Annotated in this window: 26 protein-coding genes and 1 pseudogene; 8 read left to right on the top strand and 19 right to left on the bottom strand. The window is 69.0% G+C overall.

Going from position 1 to position 26,830, the window contains the following annotated elements; all coding sequences use genetic code 11:
* Positions 1-102: 102 nt before the first annotated feature.
* The 3 genes from BJP65_RS05485 to BJP65_RS05475 are packed head-to-tail and all read right to left on the bottom strand — an operon-like array spanning position 103 to position 5,254.
* On the bottom strand, positions 103-1,674 hold the full coding sequence (locus BJP65_RS05485) for an FAD-dependent oxidoreductase (RefSeq protein WP_070408482.1): 1,572 nt from the start codon (positions 1,672-1,674) through the stop codon (positions 103-105).
* Entirely contained in the window at positions 1,667-3,853 is a 2,187-nt protein-coding gene (locus tag BJP65_RS05480; RefSeq protein WP_258027531.1) for a molybdopterin oxidoreductase family protein, read from the bottom strand. The genes BJP65_RS05485 and BJP65_RS05480 overlap by 8 nt, the downstream gene beginning before the upstream one ends.
* A 6-nt stretch (positions 3,854-3,859) precedes the next feature.
* Positions 3,860-5,254, bottom strand: a complete 1,395-nt coding sequence (locus tag BJP65_RS05475) for an MFS transporter (protein WP_070408481.1) — start codon at positions 5,252-5,254, stop codon at positions 3,860-3,862.
* A gap of 384 nt (positions 5,255-5,638) precedes the next feature.
* Here BJP65_RS05475 and BJP65_RS16240 point away from each other — a divergent pair.
* The 4 genes and pseudogenes from BJP65_RS16240 to BJP65_RS05455 all read left to right on the top strand — a co-directional run.
* Positions 5,639-6,064, top strand: a pseudogene (locus BJP65_RS16240) (transposase); the annotation flags it as partial.
* Positions 6,065-6,145: 81 nt separating this feature from the next.
* Positions 6,146-6,481 carry a CU044_2847 family protein gene (locus BJP65_RS05470; RefSeq protein ID WP_070408480.1) on the top strand — a complete coding sequence of 112 codons (336 nt, stop codon included), beginning with the start codon at positions 6,146-6,148 and terminating at the stop codon, positions 6,479-6,481.
* A gap of 104 nt (positions 6,482-6,585) precedes the next feature.
* On the top strand, positions 6,586-7,719 hold the full coding sequence (locus BJP65_RS05460) for an AAA family ATPase (RefSeq protein WP_156784820.1): 1,134 nt from the start codon (positions 6,586-6,588) through the stop codon (positions 7,717-7,719).
* 21 nt (positions 7,720-7,740) lie between these two features.
* Positions 7,741-10,083, top strand: a complete 2,343-nt coding sequence (locus BJP65_RS05455; protein WP_070408477.1) for a S8 family peptidase — start codon at positions 7,741-7,743, stop codon at positions 10,081-10,083.
* Positions 10,084-10,392: 309 nt separating this feature from the next.
* On the opposite strand, the gene BJP65_RS05450 is transcribed toward BJP65_RS05455, so the two are convergent.
* The 8 genes from BJP65_RS05450 to BJP65_RS05420 all read right to left on the bottom strand — a co-directional run bounded on the left by BJP65_RS05450 (position 10,393) and on the right by BJP65_RS05420 (position 16,132).
* Entirely contained in the window at positions 10,393-10,989 is a 597-nt protein-coding gene (locus BJP65_RS05450; RefSeq protein WP_181015989.1) for a uracil-DNA glycosylase, read from the bottom strand.
* Between the two features lie 23 nt (positions 10,990-11,012).
* Positions 11,013-11,651, bottom strand: a complete 639-nt coding sequence (locus tag BJP65_RS05445) for a deoxynucleoside kinase (protein WP_181015988.1) — start codon at positions 11,649-11,651, stop codon at positions 11,013-11,015.
* Complete coding sequence (locus BJP65_RS05440; RefSeq protein WP_070408474.1) at positions 11,648-12,124, bottom strand: nucleoside 2-deoxyribosyltransferase; 477 nt, start codon at positions 12,122-12,124, stop codon at positions 11,648-11,650. The genes BJP65_RS05445 and BJP65_RS05440 overlap by 4 nt, the downstream gene beginning before the upstream one ends.
* A 7-nt stretch (positions 12,125-12,131) precedes the next feature.
* On the bottom strand, positions 12,132-13,019 hold the full coding sequence (locus BJP65_RS05435) for an ImmA/IrrE family metallo-endopeptidase (RefSeq protein ID WP_156784818.1): 888 nt from the start codon (positions 13,017-13,019) through the stop codon (positions 12,132-12,134).
* The gene (locus tag BJP65_RS16935) at positions 13,016-13,150 is read right to left on the bottom strand and encodes a hypothetical protein (protein WP_258027530.1); all 135 of its coding nucleotides are present in this window, start codon (positions 13,148-13,150) and stop codon (positions 13,016-13,018) included. The genes BJP65_RS05435 and BJP65_RS16935 overlap by 4 nt, the downstream gene beginning before the upstream one ends.
* 673 nt (positions 13,151-13,823) lie before the next feature.
* On the bottom strand, positions 13,824-14,744 hold the full coding sequence (locus tag BJP65_RS16855; RefSeq protein ID WP_070408472.1) for an Ltp family lipoprotein: 921 nt from the start codon (positions 14,742-14,744) through the stop codon (positions 13,824-13,826).
* A 402-nt stretch (positions 14,745-15,146) separates the two neighbouring features.
* A complete protein-coding gene (locus BJP65_RS05425; RefSeq protein ID WP_070408471.1) occupies positions 15,147-15,356 on the bottom strand; it encodes a DUF1653 domain-containing protein in 210 nt (69 codons plus the stop codon).
* 110 nt (positions 15,357-15,466) lie between these two features.
* Positions 15,467-16,132 carry a FadR/GntR family transcriptional regulator gene (locus tag BJP65_RS05420; protein WP_070408470.1) on the bottom strand — a complete coding sequence of 222 codons (666 nt, stop codon included), beginning with the start codon at positions 16,130-16,132 and terminating at the stop codon, positions 15,467-15,469.
* A 185-nt stretch (positions 16,133-16,317) separates the two neighbouring features.
* Here BJP65_RS05420 and BJP65_RS05415 point away from each other — a divergent pair, with 185 nt between their 5' ends.
* Positions 16,318-18,093: a 2-isopropylmalate synthase gene (locus BJP65_RS05415; RefSeq protein ID WP_070408469.1), complete on the top strand. Its 1,776-nt coding sequence runs from the start codon at positions 16,318-16,320 to the stop codon at positions 18,091-18,093.
* A 41-nt stretch (positions 18,094-18,134) separates the two neighbouring features.
* On the opposite strand, the gene BJP65_RS05410 is transcribed toward BJP65_RS05415, so the two are convergent.
* The 8 genes from BJP65_RS05410 to BJP65_RS05380 all read right to left on the bottom strand — a co-directional run bounded on the left by BJP65_RS05410 (position 18,135) and on the right by BJP65_RS05380 (position 24,494).
* Positions 18,135-18,287: a carboxymuconolactone decarboxylase family protein gene (locus BJP65_RS05410; protein WP_258027529.1), complete on the bottom strand. Its 153-nt coding sequence runs from the start codon at positions 18,285-18,287 to the stop codon at positions 18,135-18,137.
* On the bottom strand, positions 18,284-18,409 hold the full coding sequence (locus BJP65_RS16235; RefSeq protein WP_258027544.1) for a MerR family DNA-binding transcriptional regulator: 126 nt from the start codon (positions 18,407-18,409) through the stop codon (positions 18,284-18,286). The genes BJP65_RS05410 and BJP65_RS16235 overlap by 4 nt, the downstream gene beginning before the upstream one ends.
* 173 nt (positions 18,410-18,582) lie before the next feature.
* Positions 18,583-20,160 (bottom strand): carbohydrate-binding domain-containing protein, encoded by a 1,578-nt coding sequence (locus BJP65_RS05405; RefSeq protein WP_070408468.1) that lies wholly within the window; start codon positions 20,158-20,160, stop codon positions 18,583-18,585.
* Positions 20,148-20,969 (bottom strand): polyphosphate polymerase domain-containing protein, encoded by an 822-nt coding sequence (locus BJP65_RS05400; protein ID WP_070408467.1) that lies wholly within the window; start codon positions 20,967-20,969, stop codon positions 20,148-20,150. The genes BJP65_RS05405 and BJP65_RS05400 overlap by 13 nt, the downstream gene beginning before the upstream one ends.
* Entirely contained in the window at positions 20,966-21,616 is a 651-nt protein-coding gene (locus BJP65_RS05395) for a DUF4956 domain-containing protein (RefSeq protein WP_083285718.1), read from the bottom strand. Before BJP65_RS05395 ends, BJP65_RS05400 begins: the two co-directional genes overlap by 4 nt.
* Positions 21,613-22,776, bottom strand: a complete 1,164-nt coding sequence (locus BJP65_RS05390) for a bifunctional glycosyltransferase family 2/GtrA family protein (protein WP_070408466.1) — start codon at positions 22,774-22,776, stop codon at positions 21,613-21,615. The genes BJP65_RS05395 and BJP65_RS05390 overlap by 4 nt, the downstream gene beginning before the upstream one ends.
* 3 nt (positions 22,777-22,779) lie before the next feature.
* Complete coding sequence (locus BJP65_RS05385; RefSeq protein WP_083285717.1) at positions 22,780-23,826, bottom strand: phosphodiester glycosidase family protein; 1,047 nt, start codon at positions 23,824-23,826, stop codon at positions 22,780-22,782.
* Between the two features lie 167 nt (positions 23,827-23,993).
* Positions 23,994-24,494: a hypothetical protein gene (locus BJP65_RS05380; protein ID WP_055834165.1), complete on the bottom strand. Its 501-nt coding sequence runs from the start codon at positions 24,492-24,494 to the stop codon at positions 23,994-23,996.
* 220 nt (positions 24,495-24,714) lie between these two features.
* Here BJP65_RS05380 and BJP65_RS05375 point away from each other — a divergent pair, with 220 nt between their 5' ends.
* The 3 genes from BJP65_RS05375 to BJP65_RS05365 all read left to right on the top strand — a co-directional run bounded on the left by BJP65_RS05375 (position 24,715) and on the right by BJP65_RS05365 (position 26,771).
* A complete protein-coding gene (locus tag BJP65_RS05375) occupies positions 24,715-24,930 on the top strand; it encodes a hypothetical protein (protein ID WP_055834168.1) in 216 nt (71 codons plus the stop codon).
* Positions 24,931-24,996: 66 nt separating this feature from the next.
* Positions 24,997-26,172, top strand: coding sequence for a sensor histidine kinase (locus BJP65_RS05370; RefSeq protein ID WP_070409863.1), 1,176 nt, complete (start codon positions 24,997-24,999; stop codon positions 26,170-26,172).
* Entirely contained in the window at positions 26,169-26,771 is a 603-nt protein-coding gene (locus BJP65_RS05365) for a DNA-binding response regulator (RefSeq protein ID WP_055936389.1), read from the top strand. Before BJP65_RS05370 ends, BJP65_RS05365 begins: the two co-directional genes overlap by 4 nt.
* The last annotated feature ends 59 nt before the right edge of the window (positions 26,772-26,830 follow it).

Raw genomic sequence — 26,830 nt, 5'->3', positions numbered from 1 at the left:
GGGTAGTGCGGCTGCGTTACGCGCAGACGTCGCGGGCGCTCCGGGCGATCTCTTCGTGCGCGAGAGGGCGTGGAGTGGCGGGATGCCGGGGCGGCGGGCGCACTACGCCGGCACCGCCTCGCGCGCGATCAGCTCGGTGATTCGACCGACGCAGCCGCCGCAGCCGGTGCCGGCGCGGGTCGAGGCCTTCACGCACGCCACCGTCGGCTCCCCGGCCGAAACGGCGTCGCGGATGGCTCCCGCGCTCACTCCGTTGCACCAGCAGACGGTCGCGTCGGCTGCGAAGGGGTCGGCGACGACGGCCATGCCGACGTCGGGTGCATCCAGCCGCAGCAGGGAGGAGCGGTCGGCGGGCAGCTCCGAGCCCCGCTCGAACAGCAACGTGAGCTCGGCACCGGTGCGCGGCATCCCGACCGCGACGAACCCGGTGAGCACGCCTTCGACGGTGACGAGCTTCACGTAGGCCCCGCGCGCGGGGTCGGCCCAGAGGGTGACCTGGGGGCCATGGCATCCGGACGCGTGCACGGGCACGAAGGGGTCGGCGTCGACCTCGCCGCCGGCGACGACGTCGATGCCCTCGGCCTTGAGCATGACGACTCCCGGACGCTCGGCGACCGCGGGCGACGAGACGCCCGACGACAGCAGCGCTGCGAGGCGGTCGGCCTGGCGCCAGCCCGGGCCGATGAGTCCGGTCGGCCCGCCCGGCACCCGCCCGTCGGTGTCGGCGGCGGCCGGATCGGCGACGTGCGCGCAGTCGCCGATCGCGTACACGGCCGGGTCGGTCCACGAACGCGACGAGCCGTCGACGAGCACGCCCGCCGAGGTGGCGAGGCCGCTGAGCGATGCCAACTCGGTCCGCGCACCGACCCCGCACGACAGCACGAGCAGATCGCCGGCGAGCACCTTGCCGTCGGCGCAGGCCAGGCCGTCGAACCAGGCGTGGCCGTGGTCGTCGTAGCGCTGCACGATGCTCTCGGCACGGGCGTGGTGCACCATCTCGACGCCCGCCGCGTGCGCGGCGGCGGCCAGCACGCGCCCGCCGTTCTCGTCGAGCGTGCGGTTCATGGGGGCGGCCGAGTGGTACGCGACGATGACCTCGGCGCCCGCTTCGGCGGCGGCCAGGGCGAGTTCCATCCCCAGCACGCCGGCGCCCAGCACGACGATCCGCTGCCCGGCCGAGACGGCCGCGCGCACGAGTTCGGCGTCGGCGAGATCGCGCAGCGCGACGACGCCGCGGGGGAGCGGCGCCCCGCCCCGGTCGAGGTCGTCGGGCGCCCCGGGTCGGGCCGACCGGTCGCGCCGAGCCCGCTCCAGGCCGGCCAGTGTCGGGACGTTGGCGCGGGCACCGGTGGCGAGCACGAGTCGGTCGTAGTCGATCCGGATGCCATCGTGCAGGCGCACCACCCGCCGATCACGGTCAATGCCGACCACCGTCGCGCCGAGCGCGAAGCGCACGCCCGCGTCTTCGGCGACGCGGCGGTCGTCCATGTCGAGGCCCGCGCGGTCGGCGCGGCCCACGGCGTACTCGGCGAGCAGCACGCGGTTGTACACGTCGTGGGTCTCGGCCCCGACGACGGTGAGGTCGATGCGCCCCGCGCGCACGGCGGGGAGCAGCCCGTCGATCAGTCGCGCCCCCACGGGACCATAGCCCACCAGCACCACGCGCTCAGACATGCATCTCCTCCTGGGGGCGGTGATCGGAGTGGCCCGCCACCAGAACGCCGGGGCGCTCGATGACGTGGGGCGAAACGGCCCGGGCGTCGGTCGTCAGGGCACCGGTCGTGGTGGGGGCGCCGGGGGCGGCGGCATCCGGAGCCACCCGCACCCGCGTGCGTTTGAACTCGGGCATGGCCGAGGTCGGGTCGACGATGGCCTCGGTGAGGCGGTTGGCGCACTCGTCTCCCGCGTAGTGGAACGGCAGGAAGACCGTGTCGTGGCGGATGTCGGTGGTGACCGTCGCCCGCGCCCGCACGGTGCCGCGCTCGTTCGACACGGCGACGAGCGCATTCTCGCGGATGCCGAGGCGGGAAGCCGTCGCCGGATGGATTTCGAGCCGCGCCTCGGGGCGGGCGCCGTTCAGCTCGGCGACGCGTCGGGTCTGCGTGCCCGACTGGTATTGCTGCAGGTAGCGGCCGGTGACGAGGGTCAGCTCGCCTCCGCGGTCGGTGGGCGCCGGGGGAGTAGCGGACACCGGCACGAGGCGCGCGCGGCCGTCGGCGTGGGCGAAGCGTTCGGTGAAGGGTCGCGGGGTGCTCTCGGAGCGGTACGGCCAGTACGCCTCGACGCCGGTGTCGAGCAGCGCGTGCGAGAGGCCCGAGTAGTCGGCGATACCGCCCTCCGAGGCGCGGGCGAGTTCGTCGAACACCTCGGCCGGATCGGTCGACCAAGTGGATGCCGCGCCCAGGCGCCGCGCGATCTCGGACATGATCCACAGCTCGCTGCGGGCGCCGTCGGGCCCGGGCAGCGCCTGGCGACGGCGGATGACCCGGCCCTCGAGAGAGGTCATCGTGCCCTCCTCCTCGGCCCACTGCAGCACGGGCAGCACGATGTCGGCGAGCTCCGCGGTCTCGGAGAGGAAGAAGTCGCAGACGATCAGGGTGTCGAGGGCGGTGAGGTTCGCGCGAACGGCCTCGACGTCGGGGGCCGAGACGACGACGTTGGAGCCCGCGACCAGCAGCGTCTTCACCGGACCGCCGAGCTCTGCGAGCAGCGCGGTGGCAGGGATTCCGGCATCCGGAAGCGTGTCGGGATCGACGCCCCAGACCCCGGCGACGTGCCGGCGGGCTTCGGGGTCGCGGATGGAGCGGTAGCCGGGCAGTTGGTCGGCCTTCTGGCCGTGCTCGCGTCCGCCCTGGCCGTTGCCCTGGCCGGTGAGGGTGCCGTAGCCCGAGCCCTCGCGGCCGACGAGGCCGAGCACGAGGGCGAGGTTGATCGCGGCGGTCGCGGTGGCGGTGCCGTCGACGTGCTGTTCGACGCCGCGTCCGGTGAGGATGTACGCGCGTCCCGCGGCGAGGCGGCGGGCGGTCGCTCTCAGGTCGGCGACCGGGACGCCGGTCGTCGCAGAAGTCCGCTCCGGCCACCACTGCGCGACGCTGCGTCGGACCGTGTCGAACCCCGACGTGCGCTCCTCTATATAGGCCCGGTCGGCGAGCCCCTCGGCGAGGGCGATGTGGGTGAGGCCGAGGAGGAGCGGAAGGTCGGTACCGGGGGCGGCCTGCAGGTGGGTGCCGGCGCCGTCTTCGGTGAGGCGCGCCGTGGCTGAGCGGCGCGGGTCGACGACGATGAGGCCGCCGGCGGCGCGGGCTCCGGCGAGGTGCGCGAGGAACGGCGGCATGGTCGCGGCGACGTTGGAGCCGAGCAGCAGGATCGTCTCGGCGTCGTCGAGGTCGGTCACCGGGAACGGAAGGCCGCGGTCCATGCCGAACGCTCGATTGGCGGCGGCGGCCGCCGACGACATGCAGAAGCGGCCGTTGTAGTCGATGCGCGAGGTGCCGAGGGCGACGCGGGCGAACTTGCCCAGCTGGTACGCCTTCTCGTTGGTGAGTCCGCCGCCGCCGAAGATGGCGTTGGCGTCGGCGCCGTGGTTCGCTTTCGTCTCTCGGAACGCCGCCGCGACGGCATCCAGAGCCTCGTCCCAGGTGGTCTCGGCGAGGGTGCCGTCGGAGCGCCGGGTCAGTGGCATCCGGAGTCTGTGCGGGGATGCCAGGAGCTCCGCCGACGTCCAGCCCTTGGCGCAGAGTCCTCCCCGGTTGGTGGGGAAGTCGCGGCCGGTGACCGTGGTGGTGCCGTCGTGGCGCACGGTCATCGCGCATTGCAGCGCGCAGTAGGGGCAGTGGGTGTCGGCGGAGCTCATGGGCTGTCAGATCCGCACGCCGGAGCGCTTCGACATGCGCAGGTAGACGCCGGCGGTGAGGGCGAGGAAGACCACGTAGGCGCCGACGAACCAGCCGAGGGCCGGGGTGTACGAGCCGAACGTCGTCTTCGAGAAGCCGAGCAGCTGCGGGATGAAGAAGCCGCCGTACGCGCCGATCGCCGAGATGAGGCCGAGGGCCGCCGCGGCCTTGCGCTGAGCGCCGATGCCGTTGTTCGAGCGCAGGGCGAAGATCGTCGGGATCATGCGGTACGTCGAGCCGTTGCCCATGCCGGCGGCGGCGAACAGCACCAGGAAGCAGAGCAGGAACACGGCGAAGTTCTGCATCGGCAGGGTGAGGATCACACTCAGGATGCCGAGACCCATCACCGTGAAGGCGCCGATCGTGATGACGGTTCCGCCGAAGCGGTCGGCCAGCTTGCCGCCGTAGGGGCGGGCGAGGGAGCCGACCAGGGCACCGAGGAAGGCGAGGGTGACGGTGGCCGTGCCGATCGCGATGCCCTTGAAGTCGGGGAAGGTGTCGGCGAGGAGCTTCGGGAAGACACCCGTGAAGCCGATGAACGAGCCGAAGGTGCCGATGTAGAGGGTCGCGAGGATCCAGAGGTGCGGCTCTTTCAGGGCGGCGAGCGATGCCGCGACGTCGGCCTTCGCGGCGCTGAGGTTGTCCATGCGGAAGTACGCACCGACCATCGCCACGACGATGAGCGGCACCCAGATGAGGCCCGCGAGGGGGAGATTGAGGGTGGCCGCGGCGCCGATGGTGATGACGATCGGCACGACGAACTGCGCGACCGAGGCGCCGAGGTTGCCGCCCGCGGCGTTGAGTCCGAGAGCGTACCCCTTCTGCGCGGCCGGGTAGAAGAACGTGATGTTCGACATCGAGCTGGCAAAGTTGCCGCCGCCGAAGCCGGCGAGGGCGGCGATGAGCAGAAGCACGCCGAACGGAGTTGCGGGGTTCGACACCGCGATGGCCAGGCCGATGCTGGGGATGAGCAGCAGGGCGGCCGAGACGATCGTCCAATTGCGACCGCCGAAGCGCGGAACCATGAACGTGTAGGGGATGCGCAGCGTCGCGCCCACCAGGCTCGGCATCGAGATGAGCCAGAAGATCTCACCCGTCGACAGCTGGAAGCCCGCCGCCGGGAGAGAGACGACCACGACCGACCACAGCTGCCAGACCACGAAGCCCAGGAACTCGGCGAAGATCGACCACCGCAGGTTGCGGGCGGCGATGGCCTTGCCGACGCTGTTCCACTGCTCGGGGTTCTCGGGGTTCCAGTTGTCGATCCAGCGGCCGGGGCGGTGCGTGAGTTCTTGTGCTGCTGCCTCGGGCGTTGCGGGCGGCGCGGTGGCCGCTTCGGGGCGCGGGTCGGTGACGGTCACGGGGTCCTCCGGTGGACGATGCGGGGAGGTGCAGCGCCCCGCATGGGTGGGGCGTGCCGTCAGCGTAGGGAGGAGGGGTTTCCCGGGACCGCGCCGCTGGGGGCGGGGAGGTAACGGTTGGCTCACCCGGGCGGAGAGGGTGGGAGAGGGGGAGTTTACGTGGGCGTTACATGGGGTCAGTCAGAGCGACGTGGTGGAGCTCATGGCACACGTCTGACATATGATCGGTCGTCGGCGGCGGGGGCTTGATGTGCGGGGGTCTCGGCTGAGCTCGCAACTTGGCCCAGCGAAGCGCAACACACCTGATGGAGCTGAACCGCGGGCGCGGCAAGGAGGTTTCGACTCCTTCGAAAGGCGCAGCGATCAGCGGCCTCCTCGGCCACGCTGGTGGGCGTCATCACGCCTGGTCCGGCCGGCAATTCACCGATACTCGTGCTGCTGCTGGAACAGTTACGCGAGACGCTGCCGAGCGGGCGACTTCGCACCCGACCGGATGCGATCCGAGGTGACAAGGCCTACTCGTCTCTCGCGATCCGGGCGCATTTGCGTGGTCGCGGGATCAAGGCCGTCGTCCCGGAACCACGAGACCAGCAAGGCCACCGCAAACGCCGCGGCTCACGAGGCGGCCGACCCGTCGAACTCGACACCGACGACGACCGGAACCGGAACGTAATCGAGTGACGGTTCTGCTACAGCAAGCGATGGCGAGGACTCGCGACCCGATACGACAAGCACGCCATCGTTTACCGCGCCGCAATCCTCGTTCACGCGACCCTCGCCTTGGACGAAAACATGTCAGACACTCCCTAGTGCCGGAACCGGGATGCTCAGACGTGCGCGCGATCCGCGCGCGACGTTGTCCAGCCGCTACGGTCGTTCGAGGAGGATCCCATGTCTGAGCATCTCATCCAGGATGAGAACGGTCGCACGCTGTTCACCATCGAAGTGACACGCCCGGCCGAGTCACCCCTGCGGGGCGTCAGTGAGTTCGCCTCCACAACGGCTCATCACGTCCGGGAGGTCGGTGAGACCGTCGCCAAACTGTGCAATGACGTCATGATGGCCATGCGGGACGGTGTCACCGCGGCATCCCCCGATGAGCTCGAGCTCACCTTCGGCATCTCCCTTGGTGGCGAGACGAGCATCCCGCTGGTGACGAAAGCGACAAGCGAGGCTACGTTCACCGTCCGCGCCCTGTGGAATAAGCAGGATCAGATCGACTCCTGAGAAGCGACACGACGTGGTAAATCCGGGCACCGAGTTCCCGCCATTTACCACTCGCATCACTTCGGCCTGTAGCCGTGGATGCCACAGGGTGGTAAATTTTGGATGTGTCAGACAAGGCCCTGGGTCAACTCGAGCAAGCGCTCCTCGACGTTACGCGCGTTGCGCTCTCCGGTGATCTCGAAGGCGTGCGTCTGCTCGGTCGACGTGTGGTCAGGCGGGTGCCCGATGACGCACGCCACCCCCAGGCTCTGAAGCAGGCGCTCCTGGATCTTCTGGACCGTTCCCCCGCGCCGGCGGACAGCCCGCTGCGATCGGCGCCCGCCATCGAGGCGCCGGATTCCAGTTGGGTGCGTCAGCCCTCGGGCGTTCCCGCCCCTGTCCTGTCGGAGAGGCTCGCGCACACCATTCGCCTCCTCATCGCGGAGCACACCGACCCAGAGCCTCTCGCCCGCTACGGCCTGATGCCTTCCCGCGCCGTCCTCTTTACCGGTCCCCCAGGTGTGGGCAAGACCATTACCGCGGACTATGTCGCCTCCGAGTTGCGGTTGCCGCTCATCACAGTGAACCTCGCATCCCTCATCTCCAGCCTCATGGGTCGAACCGGCCAGAACTTGCAGGAAGTGCTCAACCTCGCCGCCTCACAGCCGTGTGTGGTGTTCTTCGACGAGTTCGACGCTCTCGCGAAAAGCCGCAGCGACAGTTCCGATGTGGGCGAGGTCCGCCGGCTCGTCAACGTAATCCTGCAGCAATTGGACCGTTGGCCTCCGGGCGGCTTGCTCATCGCCGCAACCAACCACGTCCAGCTGCTCGACCTTGCCGTGACCCGTCGGTTCGATACGACCGTCCAGTTCGAGCTGCCCACCGAGGTCGAGCGGCTGCAGCTCCTACGCGCGAGCGCCCCGCTGGCGAACACCCCCGCGTGGGCCGCTCAGAGCGAACTGCTGGCACTCGTGACCGATGGCTGGTCTCACGCGGACCTCCAGAACTGGGTCGCACGCTCACTGCGGCGTGCGGTGCTCGACGGCGGAGGCGGGGAGATCAACGTTCCCGGGGAGCTTCTCGACGGCGCTCGCGACGCGGCGCGCGCTTACATCACAGGCTCGGTGCCCCACCGCACCGCGCTGGCCGCATTCGCATCGAAGCACGCGAAGTGGTCCAACCGCCGCATCGCGGAATGGCTTGGTGTCTCGCATCCGACCATCAGCAGCGACCTCAGACGCGCGAAATCCGACAACTAATCGATATACCAGGGGGAAATAATGGCTGATGCCACAGGGGGCGGCAGGATCTTCGTCAACGGCGAGGACCTTGGGCAGACTATCGACAGGGTGAGCCGTGGGGGCGAAAAGTACCACCCGCAATCGCTCGAGCAGGCACGAGACCTGCTTGAGCCTCAGCTCGGTGAGCTGCAGCGGCGGATCGCGCAGATCCCGCCCGAGCTGCGCGCGAACCGGGTCGTCATCGAAGCGGAAGTGTGGGCGAACTACCTCGCGATCTCCTACTTCCCTGCCAGCCTCGTCAGCAGGCTAAAATTCAAGCCGCTCGGGTCCCGGATCGTGCAGGACGGTGTGCACCGGAGCCAGACAAAGGGCGACACTGAGTCGGTCACGAAGTCGTACTTGTTCTCCGTTGACGCTGGCGGTATCGACGAGATGGTCGAACTGCTCGACGGGACGACGACGGGTGCGCGCAGCAACAAGGCGCTCGAAGAGGTGCGGCAGTTCACCCGCATCACCGTCGCAGCCCCGTACGTGGGCGAGCCGGACGACGACGGCCTGAAAGAGCTGCTCCCGTTCGAGGCGGTGCTGCACCCGGACCCGGACACGTCCACGCTGATGGAGCGTTCGGGAGCGTCGCCGACGACGCTCGAGAAGTTCGTAAAGCTGGTAGAAGCGAACGGTGGGCGCGTCCACGCCGATTTCAACGACGTGGTCGACGGCCTGACATTCGTGGCGCTCGATCTCCCGGCGTCCGCCGTCGATGACGTGACCGCCTTTAACCCTCTCCGTTCTCTTTCTCCGACGCCTCGCATCGAGCTTGCGACCGCACCTGGGGCCGACATCGCCGACGCAGTGCTGGACCCGGCCGCGGCCCCCGTGCCTGGGCTTCCCGAGGTAGTGGTCTTCGATGGTGGGGTGCAGACAGATTCCGGGGTGTTCCACGACCATGTGGTTTACGTCGACCTCACCGGTCTGGGCTTCACACCTGGCCCCCTCGCCCACGGTTCCGCGGTAACAGCGTGTGTCCTGTTCGGGCAGCTCACTCCCGGCGAGCCCCTCCCACCGGCGGCGGCGAGCGTAAAGCACTACCAGGTGGTTGAGGGGCCCGACACCGACTCGTCCGAGTACCCGTGGCTGTTGCGCCAGATCCGCACCGTCGTGGAACGCGACAAACCCGCGCTGGTCAACCTTAGCCTCGGCCCGCGCGTGCCCATCGACGACCGCGAACCGCACCGGTGGACCGCAGTGCTCGACAAGCTGGCCCGGGAGACGGGCACCCTGTTCATTACCGCGGCCGGTAACGACGGTCACCGTGACCGCGCTGCGAACCTTCACAGGGTGCAGGTCCCCGGTGACATGGTGAACGGCCTCTGCGTCGGAGCTTTCGTCCCCACCGACGCCGGGTGGGACGCGACCGACTACTCGGGCCGCGGCCCCGGGCGCCCGGGTTCTCGGGTGCAACCGGCTGTCGTCGCGTTCGGCGGTGACGTCATCAGCCCCCGGTTCCCACGCTTGCGGGCCGACGGGCAGCTCCTCCTCGACGGGCACGGCACGAGCTATGCAGCGCCACTCGTGACGCACCTGGCCGCGGAACTCACCCGCGAGCTCGGCCCCCGAGCTGACGCGCCCACGCTGCGGGCACTGATTGTGCACTCCGCAACCAGACTGCCCGGTCACGACGTCCTGGCCGTGGGGTACGGGCGAATCGTGACCGACGTGAACAAGATCCTCCAGTGCGGCCCCGGGCAGGTGACCGCCATCTACCAGGGCAGCATCGCTCGCGACGAGGTGCGCAGCTTCGCTCTTCCGCATCCGACGGGATTGACTACCGGCAACTTCGACGTGCGGTGGACCTTGGCGTTCACCACGGGCACAGACAGCGCGGAGGCAGGCGATTACACGAACGCCGGTCTGGAGACGACCTTCCGCCCCCACGCGTTGAAGCACACGTTCGCAAACGGAAGGACCACGAAAACCCGCAATATCGAAACGCAAGCGGAGGAGATCGCAGCCTTGCTCGCCGAAGGCTACAGGCCTTCCCGGTATCCCGAGAGCTTCTCTGCCCCGTCGGATTTCGCCCCCGAGACAGCGCTTCGTGACCACGGCAAGTGGGAATCGATCTCCCGTTGGCAGTTCACGAAGCAGGGCCGAAGCCTTCACAAGCCGACCATCGACATCAGCCATGTCACCCGCGAAAACGGACGGTTGACGACAGGCACCGACGAAATCGAGTTCAGCCTCATCGTAACGATCAGCGCTCACGCGGACGTTCCGCTGTACGCCCTCGCAGAAGTGCAGTACCCCGTCCTGACCGCTCTGCCCATCCAAGTGGAGACCTCGGTCGACGTCGACGTCGACGTCGACGTCGAAATCGAGGTCTAGGTCTAGGTCCGCTGATCCCCCGTCAACGCGTTTGGCGGGGGAGGATCCGAGGTGGGTGCGTTAGTTCGCGGTTCCACCCGCGCGTCCAAGCGCAACGCTCGGGGCGCAATCAAGTTAAGCGCGACGGTGCGAGCCTCGTCGCGCGGGGCGCGCAGTTCGAAGGCCTCGGGGTCAGTGTCAGGCAGCGCCCGAGCAAATCTGCTGTGCGTCTGGATGGCGGCTTTCGCCTTCTCGATGACCGCAGCGAAGTCGGCACGGTCTGTGTGATGAAGAGGCTGACATTCGCGCCTCTGAACCTCATTGCGCCGCTCAGAGGCCCCAGCGCGTTGCGAGCGTCCGCATGTGCAAGAAGAAGTGAGGGGTTCCCCCGTTCGCGGGATGGCGAATCGCCACGGCCCTGTCCGACGCGCGGACATCGGCTGCAGCAGGGGTGGGTACCCCCAGGAGCTCACGGACGCTCTCTGCGGCCTTCTTTCCCACGCAGACGACGCGTCGGTTGTCGACGGCCAGCGCGAGTGCGTCACGCCCGGAGCGGAGCTCTGCCGGGGTGGGTGTGCGGTTCGTGCCGGGGCGCCGCACCTCGTGCGGGTGCAGCGGAAACGCATTCCACAGCAGCGCGCTGTCTTTAAGTCCCAGTTCGGCCAGGGCGCGGTGCACGGTGGTTGCCGTGGGCTCTCGTGTGCCGGGCAGGCCGACGGTCACGGCGGACGTGAATGCGACCCCCGACTGGCGTGCGCCGCGCCACCCGGCAGCTTCGCCCACAAGGACGATCCCGCCACCGCGCACCCGGTTCAGATGCGTGTCGAGTTGTGCGCGGCGCTCGGATGCGGTGGTGGGGAAGTCACCGCTGAGGTCGCTGTCATCGAGCCAGAAGTTCGTCGCGGTGTGCGTAGATGGCAGAGCCATGACCGCGTCCTGCAATGGGTTGGTCATCGCTTCGGGGAACCGAGAACCGTGCTCAGCGAGTGCACCAGGGTTTCTTCCCCGTCGGGGTCCAGGACATCCAGGTCGGCGGGCACCCGCGTGAGGGGTGAGCGGTCCCACTTGTCTGCGAACGCCTCGAACGCCTCGTGGATGGAGGAGAGGCGCCCGTGGTCGGCAGACTCCCCGTCCCGACCACGCGTCAGGACGCGTTCGACCAGCTGCTCATCGGTCATCTCGCGGTAAACGAGCAAATCTGGGATCAGGTACTGCTTCTCGATTTCGCGGGCCAGCTTCGTCAGCAGCTCGTACTCACGCTCTGAGAGGTGCCCGAGCCGGTATGCGGAGAGCACGTAGGCGCCATGGTGTTCGAAGGGCGTGCGGTCCTCGACGACGAAGTCGGTCTCCGTGGTCTCCAGCAGCGCGCGCAGTCGCGCATGCCGCTCAACGGAGGCGGCCAGGAAGTGCGCCTGACTGCTGAACGCCCATCGTTCGGGGTCGGTCTGCGCGTCCTTGAAGAACGGGTTGTTGGTCTCGATCTGGTCTTCCAGCAGAGGATCCGCGTCCCACCGACGCAGGATCACGTTCGATACGGTCGTCGCACCGGCCCCCACAGCACCCGTGACGACGACATACCGGGCGCTCAAGCGACGACCTTCCGGTGTGGCTCGATGCTTTCCGGGCGCCCAAACCACGCCGCTGGCATCCTCAGCCAGTTACGGACGGCCTCGCGGAGCTCCTGCTCGTCCGCGAAGGTGCGGACCTGGCCACCGCCATCGGCGATGAGCCCCTCGGCGAACCGGGAGCCCTTCTCGCCGGGACGCTTGATGCCGAGGACGCGTCGGCCTGAGGCGGTCGCCAGGGCCAACTCGGCGCCGACACCCGTCGAGGGCAGCCCCACGTGCGCGATGATGGCGTCGGCAGAGTTCAAAGCGGCGAGGTCTGTCGCGAAGACGACCTGTGCTGGGAGGCCTGCCGCGGCCACCGGATCGGTGGAGTGATGAGGCACGTAGGCCTCATGGCCGGCGTCGCGGATCAGCAACGCGAGTGCGTCGTAGAACCGGCGGGCCGTAGCGAGGTCGGTGGAGCCTTGCAGTGGCCCGGAAATGTAGATGCGCATGTTCCCCCTACGCGTGTGGCTCGGCGGTTCGGTAGAAGACGAAAACCCGGTCGTTCTGGCGCTCCCCGCTTCCGTGCTCGACATCCACGAGTTCGTGGCGTCCGCGGGGGAGGTGCCAGGCGACGACGTTGTCCATTCTCGCAACCCCGGGCAGGTCCGCAAGAACCTTGTCTGCATTCGCTTCACCTTCTCGGGCGGCCTCCGCCACGACGTCAGGCTGCAGTCGGGAGGAGGACAGCCCGGAGGGCAGGAACGCTCGGCCTTCGCGTGGTTGCTGGTTGGCTGTGCGCCACGCGACACCTCGGGGGTGGGTGGCGGAGAGCGACCAGAACATGACGGACCATTCTGGTTTCACTTCAGTGATGCGCCGGGCAGCCGCCTCCAGGGAGACGTGAAAGCGGGTGGCGAGCGCATCGAGAGCGCTTCGGTTCAGGGGAGCGAACTCGTCAAACGCCGCGGTGTAGGAATTCGTCGGCATCAGCACGTGAGCTGCCCCGATGTTGCATAGACGCTCGACGCGGCCGAAAAGCTGTTCGCTGCGAAGCTCACGGAGCAGGGCGGGGTACTCCGCAACCGCGGTGAACAGCAAAATGTGCCCGATCTCGTGAGCCACGGAGAACCGGCGGCGTTCGGGGCTGATCTCTTTGGGGACACGGATGTGCCAGCGTCCGTCGCGCACGGACAGCTTGCCATGGTCGGCAAGCGCACCGCCGACACCTCGGGTCCCGGGCATGACTGCAACGGTTGCGCCGAAGCGGTTGGCGACGGCGCCCGGGTCTATCGGAAGAAACCGTGCGAAGTCACCCGTCGCGTGCGCCGCTGCAGCAACCATCGCAGCCTCTGGTGTGGACGTCCCCCATCGCTGTGCGAACGCGTCCAGTGCGCCGCCGGTCACGACCCGCTGTTGTTGCGGACCTCGTCGAGGGCAGCAGCAACGTCTTGCGGGGTGAGTTCGGCCGGCGCGTCGGCGTCTCGGGAGGCGAGCTCGACGTCACGTCGGCGCAGTACTGCCTGGATCTGGCTCATTTCCTCGACGGTAATCGGCTCCTCCGACGTCGACAGTTCCCGTAAGGCTGGCCGCTTTAGCGATCGTGAGTCCTGAAGTATCGGTGGCGACAGCTCCTTGGGGGTTGATGCTGTGGGCAGGGCCTGCCGGGTTTTCTATCGGGGCCGCGCTCGGCCTGATCGCATGGGGGACGACCCGCTCTCTTATGACCCTGTCGTTTGTTCAGCACCCCGTGGCGCGTTTGGCGGTTGCCATGGTGCCCGCCGCGATTGGTGCTGCGGCGGGATACGCGAGCTTCGCGAGTGCGCGCCCCGTCGTTGCCGCTGCAACGATGATCGGAGGCGCGCTCGGCTTGCTATGCGGCGTAATGGAGGCCTCGGCCGCGGCGCGGCGCAAACCCGACTCGCCACAATAAGCGGGTCATAGATGGCCGGCCCGGGCGTCGACATCGACGCGGTGAGAGAGTGGCCGCGTCGCCGCGGAATGCCCGCGAGGGTGTTCGGCGCTCGTGGGTCTGAGACGGCGTCTCGCTATCGTGATTTGTGCTCTGAGTGGCGCACTCTGGCCTCACCGCCGACGACCGCAGCAGCCACGCGTGCTCAAGGTTGATCACGGAGAGGCGGCCCCCAGCCGCACGTATGCGGCGAACGCGGTGCATGGGGCGGGCGTCGTGATGCCCGCCCCATGCACGACTTACAGGCCGACGGCCGCGAGGCCGAAGTTCGCCTGCTCGGGGGTGAATCCCTCTCCGTATTCGCTGGTCAGCTGTTCGTACAGACCATCGCGAGAGAACCCCTGGAAGTCCAGGTACGACTTGGCTGCCTCTGCGGCCTCCTGGTTCCAATCGACGGCGCCGGTGGCCTCCAATTGCGCGATGGCGAACTCGGCGTCCTCGGGGGCGAACCCCTCTCCGTACTCGCTCGTCAGCTGCTCGCTGAGTCCGGCACGCGAGAAGCCCTTGAAGGACAGGTAGGACTTCGCTGAGCGGACCGCGCTGGATTGCGCCGTCGTCAATGCGGGCTTCTCGGGCTCAGCGGCCGCGGGTGGGGCTGACGGGGCGGCGACCTCAGGCACGGTCGAGGGCGCAGCGGCAGCCGTCTTCTCGACGTTGATCACGACGGTGTCGCCGGTCTTGGCGGCTGCCCCGGAAGCGGGCGTCGTGCTCAGGACGGTCCAGTTGTCTCGATCGATGACGAACCCCTTGTCGGCGGAGAATTCCGCTTGAAGTCCCGCGTTCTCGATCAGCGCGGCCGCTTCCTTAGCGGTCAGACCCGTTGTCTCGGGAACGGTGATCGCGGCATCCGTGTCCTCTTCGACGACCGGAGCCGCCGCCACTGCCTTCGTGTCGGCTGTTGTGGTGGCACCCTTTCCTCCACCCATTGCGCTGCCGATGCTTCCGATGACGATGAGTCCGGCCAGGACGCTGACGGGGATGACGATTGCCTTTCGCTTGTACCAGGGTGCCTTGGCGGCAGGTTCTGCGAGGGGACTGGCCCCGATCGGCACGGGGCGGGTTTCGTTCGTCCAGGCGGTGCCGTCGTAGTAGCGCTCGGTTCCGAGTGCGTTGGTGTCGGCGTACCAGCCTGCGGGGTAGGCCGGAGTGTTATCGGTCATGGAGATTCCTCGGTTCTTCGGGCATAGAACACGAGCGCACGCGCGCTCGGCTCTCTCTGTGCAGACGCGTTGCACGCGGCGTTCAGGTGCGCGACCGAGGAGCGACCACGGACACCGGTTCGGCGGCATCATCGTGAACGCGCCCCAGCGTTCGCTACGCCGCCCGCTCCCCACAGGAGAATTGGTCGAACACTAGTCCGGAGCAGAGGCGCGTCGGTCGACTCGTCAGGTTCCGAGACGCTCAGGAGGATCTATTCATCCAAATGGATGAGGGGCAGGTGATTTTGAGAGCGGAGTATCCCTGCGCCACCACGCCTAGAACCCTCGTGATGGGTTATCAGCGGCGTCACGGTTCGGTGGCCGTGTGTGGTCCTCCGCCATCCCTGGGAGCCGCCCCGCGTCCTAAACGACCCGACGGAATCTAGGCCCCGCGTACCCGTCTCGCTCGACGCTCTCGGTGAACATCTCTACCGGGCGCACCCAGAAGGAGTAGTCGTCGTACAGCTTGCGGTAATAGACGAAGAGATCCTCGGTCTCGGTGTGTCTCGCCGTGCCGAATACTTCATAGCGCTGGCCTTTGAAATGTTCGTAGATGCCCGGTTCGATTGCCACGGGAACGCCCTTCTGTGCACGAGGTGAGGATCTTGAATGGCCCCGGATCGACTCGGGCGCCGAGCGCGACCGTGAGCTGAGCGCTGCTGGCCACGAGATCGCTGACGCTATCAGCCGAGCATCTCTTTGAGCGCGAGAAGGTGAACGCGCGTCAGCGCGCCGGCGGCGGCCGTGTCCCGTGAGGCGATCGCCTCAAAGATGCGCTCGTGGATGTCGTGGTCGGCATCGTCGCCGTGATGTCCGCGAAGGCGGAGCATGTCGGCCATGGCCTGACGGCTGCGGGGTGCGAAGTTGTCGAAGAGGTCCAGAAGGATCGGGCTGTGCGCTGCCACGGTGACGAGCCGGTGGAACGCAGTATCGGTCGCGACGTGTTGGTCGATATCAGCGCGGTGCGTTTCTCGGTCGTTCAACGCCTCCCGCAGGGATTCCCGTTCGGCGGCCGTGTGACGCTCGGCGGCCAGTGCCGCCGCTTCGACTTCGATCGCGGTCCGAGCTTCGATGACCGCCGCGATGTCGGCATGCCGGAGGGCCTCCATGCTGACGGGGACGTCGGTCGCCGTTACGAAGACCCCGGATCCCTGGCGGGTGGCAAGAATCCCGCGGCCGGCGAGGATGCGAATAGCCTCCCTGGCGGTGGATCTGCCGATGCCGAGCTGCGGAGCAAGCGTCGTCTCGCCGGGCAGCTTTCCGCCGATCTCCCATTCGCCGTCGCGGATGCGGCCGAGCAGGAGTCCGGCGGCCTGCTCGGCCAGGGACTCACGGCGAACGGTTGTCATACCGTCATCCTCCCATCCCTCAGCTTGTCTACTTGTCTGAGCAGTTGTGGTAGCGTCGGCGCGTGCTTATTTCTCGGTTCCTTCTTCTTCGCTGCCACGGCGGGGCGTAGCCAGACCGGCTCCCCGACGTGGAGTCGTGACGCGCGCCGGTTGCCCCTTCTGACGATCCGGACAGGAACTGGACCATGAACAGCAGCCCCTTCACGACCCTCGCCACTCCGGCAGGCCCGATCCCGGCAGGAGCGCCGGTGTGGAACCGGCAGCGGCATTCGCAGATGCCTTCGCAGCGCTACCGGGACGTGTACTCCCGCGTGCCGGTGCCGCTCACCGCGCGTCAGTGGCCGGCCAACCGGTTGATCCAGGCTCCGTTGTGGGTGCCGGTCGACCTGCGTGACGGGAACCAGGCCCTCGCGGAGCCGATGGACCCGGAGCGAAAGCGGCGCTTCTTCGAGCTGATGGTCGCGATGGGCTACAAGGAGATCGAGGTCGGCTACCCCTCTGCTTCACAGACCGACTACGACTTCGTGCGTCTGATTGCGGAGACCGACATCGCGCCCGAGGACGTCACGGTTGTGGTTTTCACCCCCGCCCGGCGGGAACTGATCCAGCGCACAGTGAAGTCCATTCGAGGCATCCGCAACCCCGTGGTCATCCACATGTACACAGCGACCGCCCCCACGTGGCGCGAGGTCGTCCTCGGCGAGGGCCGAGAGGGTCTGAAGAGGCTGATCGTCGCCGGGGGCAGCGACGTGCTCGAGTTCGCCGGACATCTGCCGAACGTGCGGTTCGAGTTCTCGCCCGAGGTGTTCAACCTCACCGAACCCGACTACGTCCTCGACATCTGCGACACGATGACCGAGCTGTGGGATGCCACGCCCGAGCGTCCCGTGATCCTGAACCTCCCGGCGACCGTCGAGATCGCGACTCCCAACGTGTATGCAGACCAGATCGAGTACATGCATAAGAATCTCGGCCGCCGCGATGCGGTGATCCTTTCCGTGCACCCCCACAACGACCGTGGCACGGGCGTGGCGTGCGCCGAGCTTGCCGTGCTCGCCGGCGCCCAGCGCGTCGAGGGATGCATCTTCGGCAACGGAGAGCGCACCGGGAACGTCGACCTCGCGACACTCGCGCTGAACCTTCACGCGCAGGGAATCGATCCGATGATCGACTTCTCGGACATCGACGAAATCCGCCGCACCATCGAGTACTGCAACCGCATCGAGCTCCATCCCCGCCACCCCTACGTCGGAGACCTCGTCCACACGGCCTTCTCTGGAACGCACCAGGACGCGATCAAGAAGGGCTTCGCCGAACACCGGGGCCGGGCGACCGCAGAAGGCCGACCCGAGCGGGAGATCGAGTGGCGTGTGCCGTACCTGCCCATCGACCCGGCTGACATCGGACGAAGCTACGACGCCGTCATCCGCGTGAACTCCCAATCCGGCAAGGGGGGCATCGCCTACTTGCTGCAAACCGAGTACGGCATCGAACTGCCTCGCCGCCTTCAGATCGACTTTGCTCGACACGTCCAGAAGCACACAGACGAGATGGGGAGCGAAGTCACTGCTGCACAGCTCTGGGACATCTTCCGCATCGCCTACCTCACCACCCCATCCGAGGCGCCGGTAGAGCTCGTCGGCTTCGACACGACCAGTCAGAACACCACCATCACCCTTCGCGCGGGCGGCGCCGAGAACACCACTCGTCACGACGCGATTGGTCCTGTCGAGGCACTCACCGCCGCGCTCGCGCACCTCGGGTTCACCACCGACATCCTCGGTCTCCATCAGACCAGCACCAGCGCCGGAAGCGATAGCGAAGCACTCACGCTCATCGAATACCGCCACGGCCCGCGGACCGGTTGGGTCGGCGCAAAACACCGTTCGGTCCTCACCGCCTCCCTGCTCGCGGTCATCAATGCGGCGGTGATCGAGGTCGCCTCGGGACCGGCTGGGTGACCCGTCGATCCAGAGCGGCAGGCGCCCCGCGAGCGGGAGCTTCATTCCACCGGCAGCAACCCCCGCTCCGCGAAGACCTTCTTCGCGGTGAACGTGGCGTTGAGGGCGCGCGGGAAACCGCAGTACACCGCGGCGTGCAGCATGGCCTCGACGATCTGCTGCGGCGTGAGCCCGACGTTGAGCGAGGCGTTCACGTGCACCTCGAGCTGCGGCTCGGGCGGATCAGCCCCGCCCGCTCGTAGTAGCGCAGGGTGTGGGCGGTCACCCCGGTGGCCTCGGCCATCTGGGCGACGCTCAGGCCGTCTTCGTCCTTCATCACACGAGCAGGCTAGGAGTTCGAGCGCGCTCGAAGTCAAACGGGGGGGCGATCTCGACGGGCACGCCGGGGGAGTGGCGTCCAGCCCTGCCGCTCGCCCGCCCCTGGCACCCGCGCGAAAGCCGCGACCCGAGGGGAGCAACCCCGGCCCGCGGCCCCCGCACTCTCGACGGTCAGGGTCGCCCGCCACCCATGCCCCCACCTCCCATCCCGCCGGCCGCCGCGACGCCGGCTGTGACCAAGGTCGCGACCCCGTCGACGGTCACCGTGTACGACTGCCCGTCGGTGATCGCCGACGACGTGAACACGACCGATCCGAAGGTCTTCTCGGCGGTGTACTGCGCGATGACCGTGCCACTGGCATCCGTGATCTGAACCGTCGACCCCACGGAACCCGAGGCCGTCGCGGCGAGCCACCCCTGCGCCGACGATTCGTCGGGCGATTCGGCCATTCCGGTGCTGCCGAGGGCGGCGAGCGTGCCGCCCGAGACGTCGATGCCGCCGTTCGAGTCGAGCGCGCCGTTGCCCTGTTGGGTGGGGCCGTGAACGGTGACGTCTCCGCCGGTCATGGTGATGCTGCCGTTGGAGTCGAGGCCATCGCCTTGGGCGTCGACCACCAGGGTGCCGCCCGAGATGGTGAGGGTCTCGCCGGTGTCCTGCATGCCGCCGCCCATTCCGCCGCTCGAGCTCGTCGTGGTGCCGCCCGAGGCGTTCACCCCGTCATCCGACGAGATGACCGAGGTGATTCCGCCGGCAATGCGTATGTCGCCCGACTCGATGCCCTCGTACGACTGGCTGATGGTGACGTCTCCGCCCGAGATCGCCAGAGTGATTTCGGAATGGATGCCATCGTCCTCGGCCGCGATCGACACGGTGCCGCCGGTGATCAGCGCGTCCGTCCACGCGTCGATGCCGTCATCTGTCGCGGTGGCGTCGATCGTGCCGCCGGCGATCCAGACGTAGCCCTGGGTGGCGTCGTCCGTCTGGTCGCTCTTGAGGGCATCGCCCCCGGCGGTGAGGGTGAGCGTGCCGTCTTTCACGACGAGCGAGTCCTTGCCGCGCAGGGCATCGTCGGCGGCGGTCACCGTGATCGTGCCGCCGATGACCGCGAGGTCGTCGGTGGACGAGATGCCGTCGTTGCCCGTGTCGGTGACGGTGAGGGCCCCCGAGCCCGAGACGGTGAGGTCGCTGTCGGCGTAGATGGCGGCGCTCGCGTCGGCGTCGGCCGAGCTCACAGCGGTGACCGTGTTGGTGGAGCCCGCCGCGAGGTTGATCGCCACATCGTCGGCGGTCACGACCTGGATGGCCGCGCCCGAGGTGCTCTCGATGGTCGCGTCGTCGAGCACGAGGACCACCTGCGCGTCGTCGGGGGCGGCGACGACCACGTTCCCATCGAGCGTGCCGGTCAACGTGTAGACGCCGGCGGCGGTGATGGTGACGGTCGAGCCGTCGATGCGGACTCCCGCCGAGTCGCTCGACGCGGTGGAGCCCGCGAGCGTGATGGTCTCGGCATCCGCGATGCTCCACTCGTCGTCTTTCACGACGGTGCCGTCGGCGTTGGCCGCGAGCAGTTCGGCGGCGGCCGCGGGGATGGTGGAGTCGATGTCGGAGGTGGTCTGCACGCTCGACTCGACGCTGGATGCCGTGATGGCCGGCGCCGACGTCGCGGCGGGCTGAGCGGTGACGGCGCACCCGGCGAGCACGAGGCCCGCGAGAGCGAGGGGAAGGGCGAGGGGGATCAGGCGGCGCATGATGCGTCCTTTCGGGTGTTCTGGGATGAGGCGAAGGGGCCCGCGAGCACGCGGGTCCAGCGGTTGCGGGGGAGGTCGGAGCGCAGGGCTGCCATGCCGGTGGCGTACTTGCTGATGCGCTGCGGGCGGTGCCCGGCTCGCCAGAGCGCGCGGTCGAGAGCGCCCGCCTGTCCGGGCGATTTGGTCTCGACGATCGCGTAGCGGGGGAGGGTGAAGCCCGCACCGTCGGCGTCGATCCACCGCAGGTCGAGGTCGATCGTGGCGCGGGAGGGCACGTCGCCCGCGAGCAGCAGCGTCGTGCGCCGATAGAGCGTCTGCAGCCGCGCGTCGAGGTCGTCGGCGCGACCCGGCTCGACGCCGATCGCGCCCAGGGCCTCGGCGACGTCGTCGCGCGCTTCGGCGGTGAGCCGGTCGGCCGCATCGAGGTCGTAGGCATCCCTTTCTTTGCGGGTGAGACCGCGCGCTCCGCGGGTCTTCAACTCGAGGTAGGCGGCCCCCGTGTCGACGTAGGTGCGGGTGCGCAGCTTGAACCGGCGGCGGCGCCCGTGGGCAGCGAGGCGGAAGCTGAGCAGATCGGGGGTGTCGAAGTACACCGAGCGGTAGGCCAGCTCGCGCTCGCCGGCGATCTCGAGGGCGGCCGGAGCCTCGTCGGAGCGCTGCAGGGTTGCGAGCAGGGATGCCGCGGCATCCATCGGCACGACGTACTTGCGGTCGACGCGGGTGAGCAGGGCGGCCTCGGTGGTGAGAGCGTCGAGCCCGATCGCGGGGAGGGCTGCGATGGCGGTGGCCGCGCGGTCGCGGGCGGTCACCGGGTGCCACCGATCAGGTCGGCGAAGCTCGCGTCGGCGGTTCGGCGTTGGCCGGGGGTGGTGTCGAGGGCTTCGCGAGCGACATCGCGTGCAGCGGGCGTGGCCAGGACCCGGTACCGCACATCGACCAGCGTGGTGTCGTCGACCAGGTCGAGCTGCTGCACGGTGACGCCGGTCACCTCGCCGCCGAGCAGGCGTCCGAGCTCGGCCCGCAGTTCGGTCTCGTCGGCGATCGCGCGATCGAGGTGCACGGTCTGGTGGCGGGCCCGCGACAGCACCCGCGGGTGATCGGCGACGGCGAGCACGGCCACGATGAGTCCGACCAGCAGGAGGGGAACGGAGAGGTCGACGGGCGGCAGGCCGCAGATCAGGCCGATCGCCAGAGCCGCGAAGTAGTACGCCACCTCGCGCTGCGTGATCTCGCTCGAGCGGAGCCGGATGATCGACAGCACCCCGAACAGTCCGAGTCCGAGGCCCAGGGCGACTTCGGCGGTGCCGAGGACGGTCGCGACGGCGAGCACTCCGACGTTGACGCCGAGGAAGGCGACGACGAGGTCTCGCCGGCGGTGGCGGTGGAAGTAGATGGCGCTCAGCAGGACGGCGGCGACGAGGTCGGTCGCGGCCAGGATCAGGGCGGTGGTGGTCATGAGGTGCTCCTTGTGGGGATGAGGGGAGAGGTATCGGGGGATCCGGATGCCGTGTCGCGGGCGTCGGGCGCACGGGCTGTCGCACCGGGCGGCCCCGGGCGTGAGATGGGCACGCGCGCCGGGGTCTCGGCATCCGTTCGGGGGAAGACGAGCGAGCGCTGCACGCCGTAGCTGAGGACGAACAGCACGCCCTCGGTCACGACCTTCGCGGGCAGCAGGGCCAGGCCGTTGTCGGTGAGGAACGACATCCACGCGATGTTCGAGGCGAGCAGCGCGAGGGCGAGCACGCCGTAGCGGAGGGCCTGCGGAAGCATCGACCCGCCCCGCGCGCGGAAGACCACGCGGCGGTTGACGACGAAGTTCGCGGTGGCCGACAGCACGCGCGCCGCGATGATCGAGGGCACGAGCCATCCGGTTAACGCCTGCAGAACGAGCAACGCGACGGTGTCGACGACGAACGCCGCAAGAGACGACGACGCGAACAACAGCACCGGCAGCAGCACGCGCAGCGAGTCGCGCACCGGGCGGAAGTGACTCGACGAGTTGCGGTCGAGGTACACGGTGTCGACGGGCACCTCGTGCGCGGAGACCTGATCGGGGCCGAGGCGCAGCAGCATCCGCTGTTCGTACTCGAAGCCGTCCCCCGGGATGCCGAGGGCCCAGCTCAGGCGATCGGCGGGGATGCCGCGGAGCCCGGTCTGCGTGTCTGTGACCCGCCGCCCGGTGGCGAGGCGGAACAGCCCGCGCGAGGCCGCGTTGCCCAGGCGACTGCGCAGCGGCACGGCGCCGTCGAAGCCGCGGACCCCCAGTACGAGGGCGCTGCGGCCCTCGGCCGCGTCGGTGCGCAGGGCGTCGGCCACGCGGCAGACGTCGGCCGGCGTGTGCTGCCCGTCGGCGTCGGCGGTGACCACGTCGGCATCCGGGTCGTGTGCGGCGATGTGGGCGAAGCCCGTCTTCAGCGCCGCGCCCTTGCCGCGGTTGGCCGGGTGCGTGAGGACGTGGGCGCCGGCCTCGCGGGCGGCGTCGAACACCGACGCGAACGCGGGACCGCTGCCGTCGTCGACGACGAGCACGTCGCGGTCGGGGTCGGTGCGGAGCAGATCGGCGACGAGGGCCGGCATCCGCGGACCGGGCTCGAAGGCGGGGATGAGAACGAACACCGCTCAGCCCGCCACGTAGAGGATGTCGCTGGTGCCGCGCTCGCCGCCGTTCGAGGGCGAGTTGATCACCTGCCCGTTGAAGTACATCGTCGACGAGCCGCCGCCGTCGAGGTTGTAGGCGGTCGTCGCGCCGAGCGAGAGCAGGATGTCGGCGAGCCCGGGCAGCGTCACGCCCTCGCTGTAGCCCTCTTGACGGCCGTCGACCACGACGAAGACGAGGTGGTTGTCGTCGATCACGCCGACGGCGGTACGCGGCTGGTCGCCCTGGATCGAGTGGTTGCCGACGTTCGTGTCGACCTCGACGCTGTCGATGCCGTCGACGACCTGGCCGTCCTCGACGATCGCGGGACCGAAGCTGAGCGTGTTCCAGACCTCGGATGCCAGCAGCTCCGCCGCAGTGGTCTGCGTCTCGTCGTACACCTCGACGTGGCCGTCGGTGTAGAACGCGAGTCCCTGACGAGCGCCCTCGTCGCGGTAGACGACGCCGTTGCGGATCTCGATGCCCGTGGAGCGGAAGCCGTAGTAGTCGCCGTTGATGGCGAAGACCGCGTCGTTGGCGGCGGCGATCTCGCTGGTGGTCTGCGTGATGTTCTCGCCGAACTGGTTGTTCGCGAAGGCGGAACGCAGGTCGGTGGCGTCTCCGAGCACGACATCGGCGACGTAATAGGTGAGCGTGTCGGTGGTCACCGTCGAGCCGGTGACCGAGGTGGAGCCGTCGCTGAAGCTGGTGTCGGTCAGGCTCGTCTCGGTCGCTGCGGTGGCCGCGGGCTCGGCGGTGGCAGATGCCGTGGCGGATGCCGTGGCGTGCGCGGCTTCGTACGCGGCGACGTCGGTGATCTCGACGTGGGGGATGAGGAAGCGATTCGCGGCCCACGCTGCGGAGCCGCCGACGGTGAGCGCGACGGCCAAACCGCCGGCGAGGAAGGCGCGGCGGGCGACGGGCCGCTTCGGGCGGCGGGGTCCGTCGGACGGCGTCGCCCGGCCGCGGCGAGAGGCCGAGGTCGGTGCACCGTCGGGGGCGGTGTCGGGGGTGGGGGCTGCGGGGTCCATGGCACCAGGAAAGGTGCCGCGCCCTTCTCGCGCCCTAAGCCAGCCCTACGCGGAGCCAAGAAGAGCTATGGAAACGCTATGTGGACGTGTGCGGCTGCACTCGAGCTGCGGCCCGCGGCCGCCCTGCCGCGTCGAGGGCGCCGGGGGAGTCGCATCCGGAGTCTGCGTCACGCGACCGCCCGCAGAACGCCCGTGAGGATCAGCGTGATGACCGTGGTCCACAGCACGATCGCCGCGGCCTGCCAGGCGAGCACGCGCAGGGGCGAGACGCCGGTCGAGGTGAGGGCGGCAGCGGTGAACTGCGTGGGCAGCAGCAGGGGGCCGAGCAGGCTCACTCCGGGGGTCCCGTAGCGGTGGTAGGCCTTCTCGAACTTCTGGCGGCGCGCAGTCAGGGGCTTCTCGACGGCTCCGCGACGGGTGGTGACGGCCGTACGCACGCGCGAGGTCGCGAACACGACGACGGCGACGCAGATCAGGTTGCCGATCGCGCCGGCGATGGCCGCGACGGCCGGGTGGATGCCACCGACGATGCCGATCGCGGCGGCACCTTCTCCTTCGATAAACGGCACGGCGCCGGCGAGGGCGACGATCAGCGGCTGCACGAGGTCGGGCACGTCGGCGACCAGGCCCTGGAAGCCGAGGATGAGATCCGAGACGGGGTTCGACATGAGGACTCCTGGGGGATGAGTCCGCGGCGTGTTCCGCGGTGATCCCATCCCATCGGGAGCGGTGTCTCCGCGGCAGTGTCGCGGTGTCATGGCCGGGCGGGAGGATGCGCCGATCGACCCGTGACGAATGTCATGCGCCCGGCGGCGCGGCGGGAGCGCGGGCGTTGGGGCGACGGCGGAATTCTCGATACGTTCGGACAAACCCCAAGGAGAGTGCACCATGACCGACAACACCGCCGCCCCGTCCGCACCGCGTCAGTGGCTCAAGGCTTTCTACAGCGCGCTCGCCGCGGCGCTCGGATACGTGATCGTCGAACTGATCTTCCAGCACGACACGACCTACATCCTGGCCGGCGCTCTCGGCATCCTCGTCGTCCTCACACCGATCTTCTACGCGATCAACCGCCACAGCAGCCGTCGGACACCGAAAGGCTGATCGAACGGCGGGTGGGGCGCCGGACGCTCCACCCGTGACGAATGTCATGGACGTACTGTGGCCGGTGTGACGAGCCCCCTCCCCGCGCCCCCGCCCGCGTCGACGTTCGCCCGCGACGTGCGGGTCACGTGGTGGTACACCGCCGCCTCCATCGCCGGGTTCCAGGTGTTCGGGCTGTTCATCTGGACCCTGCTCATGGTGCTGAGAGCGTCGACGCCCGCCATCGTGCTCTTCGTCGCGGGCGGCCTCGGGTCGGTCGCCGTCTCGCTGCTGCTGATGGCGCGCTACCGCCGCGAACCGCTCGACATCGGCGACGTCTCGGGCCACCGGCCCGTCTGGCCGCTGGTCATCGCCGGCATCGTCGTCGGCGGTGTCACGGGAGCGGCGGCCGGGTCGCTGCTGCTCGCCGTCGTCCTCGGAGCGCAGACACTGTGTCTGGTGCGCTGGCGTGCCGGCATCCGGATGCGTCTCGTGGTGCTGCTGATCGTCGTCATCGTCGCGGCGTGGGTGATCGAGGTCACCCGCCTCAACCCCGCCGGATACGTCGCCGATGCCTTCGGCGTGGGTCTGTTCCTCGCGATGCTGCCGCCGCTCACGGCGACGTCGCTGTGGTGGTGGGACATCGTGCGCGAACTCGACCGCGCTCGTCGCGCCGAGGGGCGTCTCGCCGCCGCCCAGGAGCGCCTGCGTCTTGCCAGTGACCTGCACGACCTGCAGGGCCACCACTTGCAGGTGATCGCGCTGCAGCTCGAACTCGCCGAGAAGATGCTCGCCCGCGATCCCGCGGCCGCCGTGGAACAGGTGCGCCTCGCGCGCACCAGCGTCGACGAAGCCCGCCGCGGCACCCGCGAGCTCGCCACGCGCTTCCGGGGTGTGCCCCTGCCCGACGAACTCGCCAACGCCGCCGACCTGCTGCGCGCCGCGGGGCTGCGCGTCGAGTTGTCGGTCGCCCCCGATGCCGCCGACGCCCCGGCCGACGTGCTCGGTCCCGTGATCCGCGAGTGCACGACGAACGTGCTGAAGCACGGCGGTGGGGTCTCGGCATCCCTCGCTCTGATGCACCGCGACGGCGGCTGGGTGTTCACCATCGACAACGACGTGCGCGAGGTACGTGGCACGGGCGGCAGCGGTCTGGACGGGATCGCCGACCGCGTCGGCCGCGTGCGGGGAACAGTGGATGCCGGGCACTCCGGCGATCGATTCAGGGTCACCGTCCGGGTGCCCGAGGGGGTGCTGGCGTGATCCGCGTGCTCATCGCCGACGACGAGGACATGATCCGCACGGCGCTCGCCGCCCTGCTGCGCCTCGAGCCCGACCTCGACGTGGTCGCCGAGTGCCGCGACGGCGAGAGCGCGATCGCCGAAGCCGACCGACTGCGGCCCGACGTGTGCCTTCTCGACCTCGAGATGCCGGGACTCGACGGCGTCGACACGGCCGCGCGCATTCTGCGGCGCGTGCCCTCGCGCTGCGTGATCGTCACGCGGCACGCGCGACCCGGCGTGCTGCGGCGGGCGCTCGGTGCGGGCGTCGACGGGTTCCTGCCCAAGTCCCGCCCCGCGGATGACGTGGCCGCGGTGATCCGCGAGGTCGCGGCGGGGCGCCGATACGTCGACCCCGAGATCGCCGCCGACGCCCTGAGCGACGAACGCAGCCCCCTCACCGACCGCGAGCTCGACGTGCTGCGGGCGGGCGCCCGCGGTGAGACGATCGCCGAGATCGCGGCATCCCTGCACCTGTCGGCGGGAACGGTGCGCAATCACGTCTCGTCGGTACTGGGCAAGCTCGGGCTGGCCAGCCGGCAGCAGGCGACGATCCACGCGCGCGAGCGGGGCTGGATCTAGACGACGACCGGCGAGAGGACGCCCATCCACAGGACGGCGCGGCGCGTCAAGCACTGCCG

This window comes from Microbacterium sp. BH-3-3-3 (genome assembly GCF_001792815.1).
Taxonomy (GTDB): domain Bacteria; phylum Actinomycetota; class Actinomycetes; order Actinomycetales; family Microbacteriaceae; genus Microbacterium.
The sequence above is the reverse complement of the archived record's forward strand: the minus strand, read 5'-3'. Positions and strand labels throughout refer to the sequence as shown.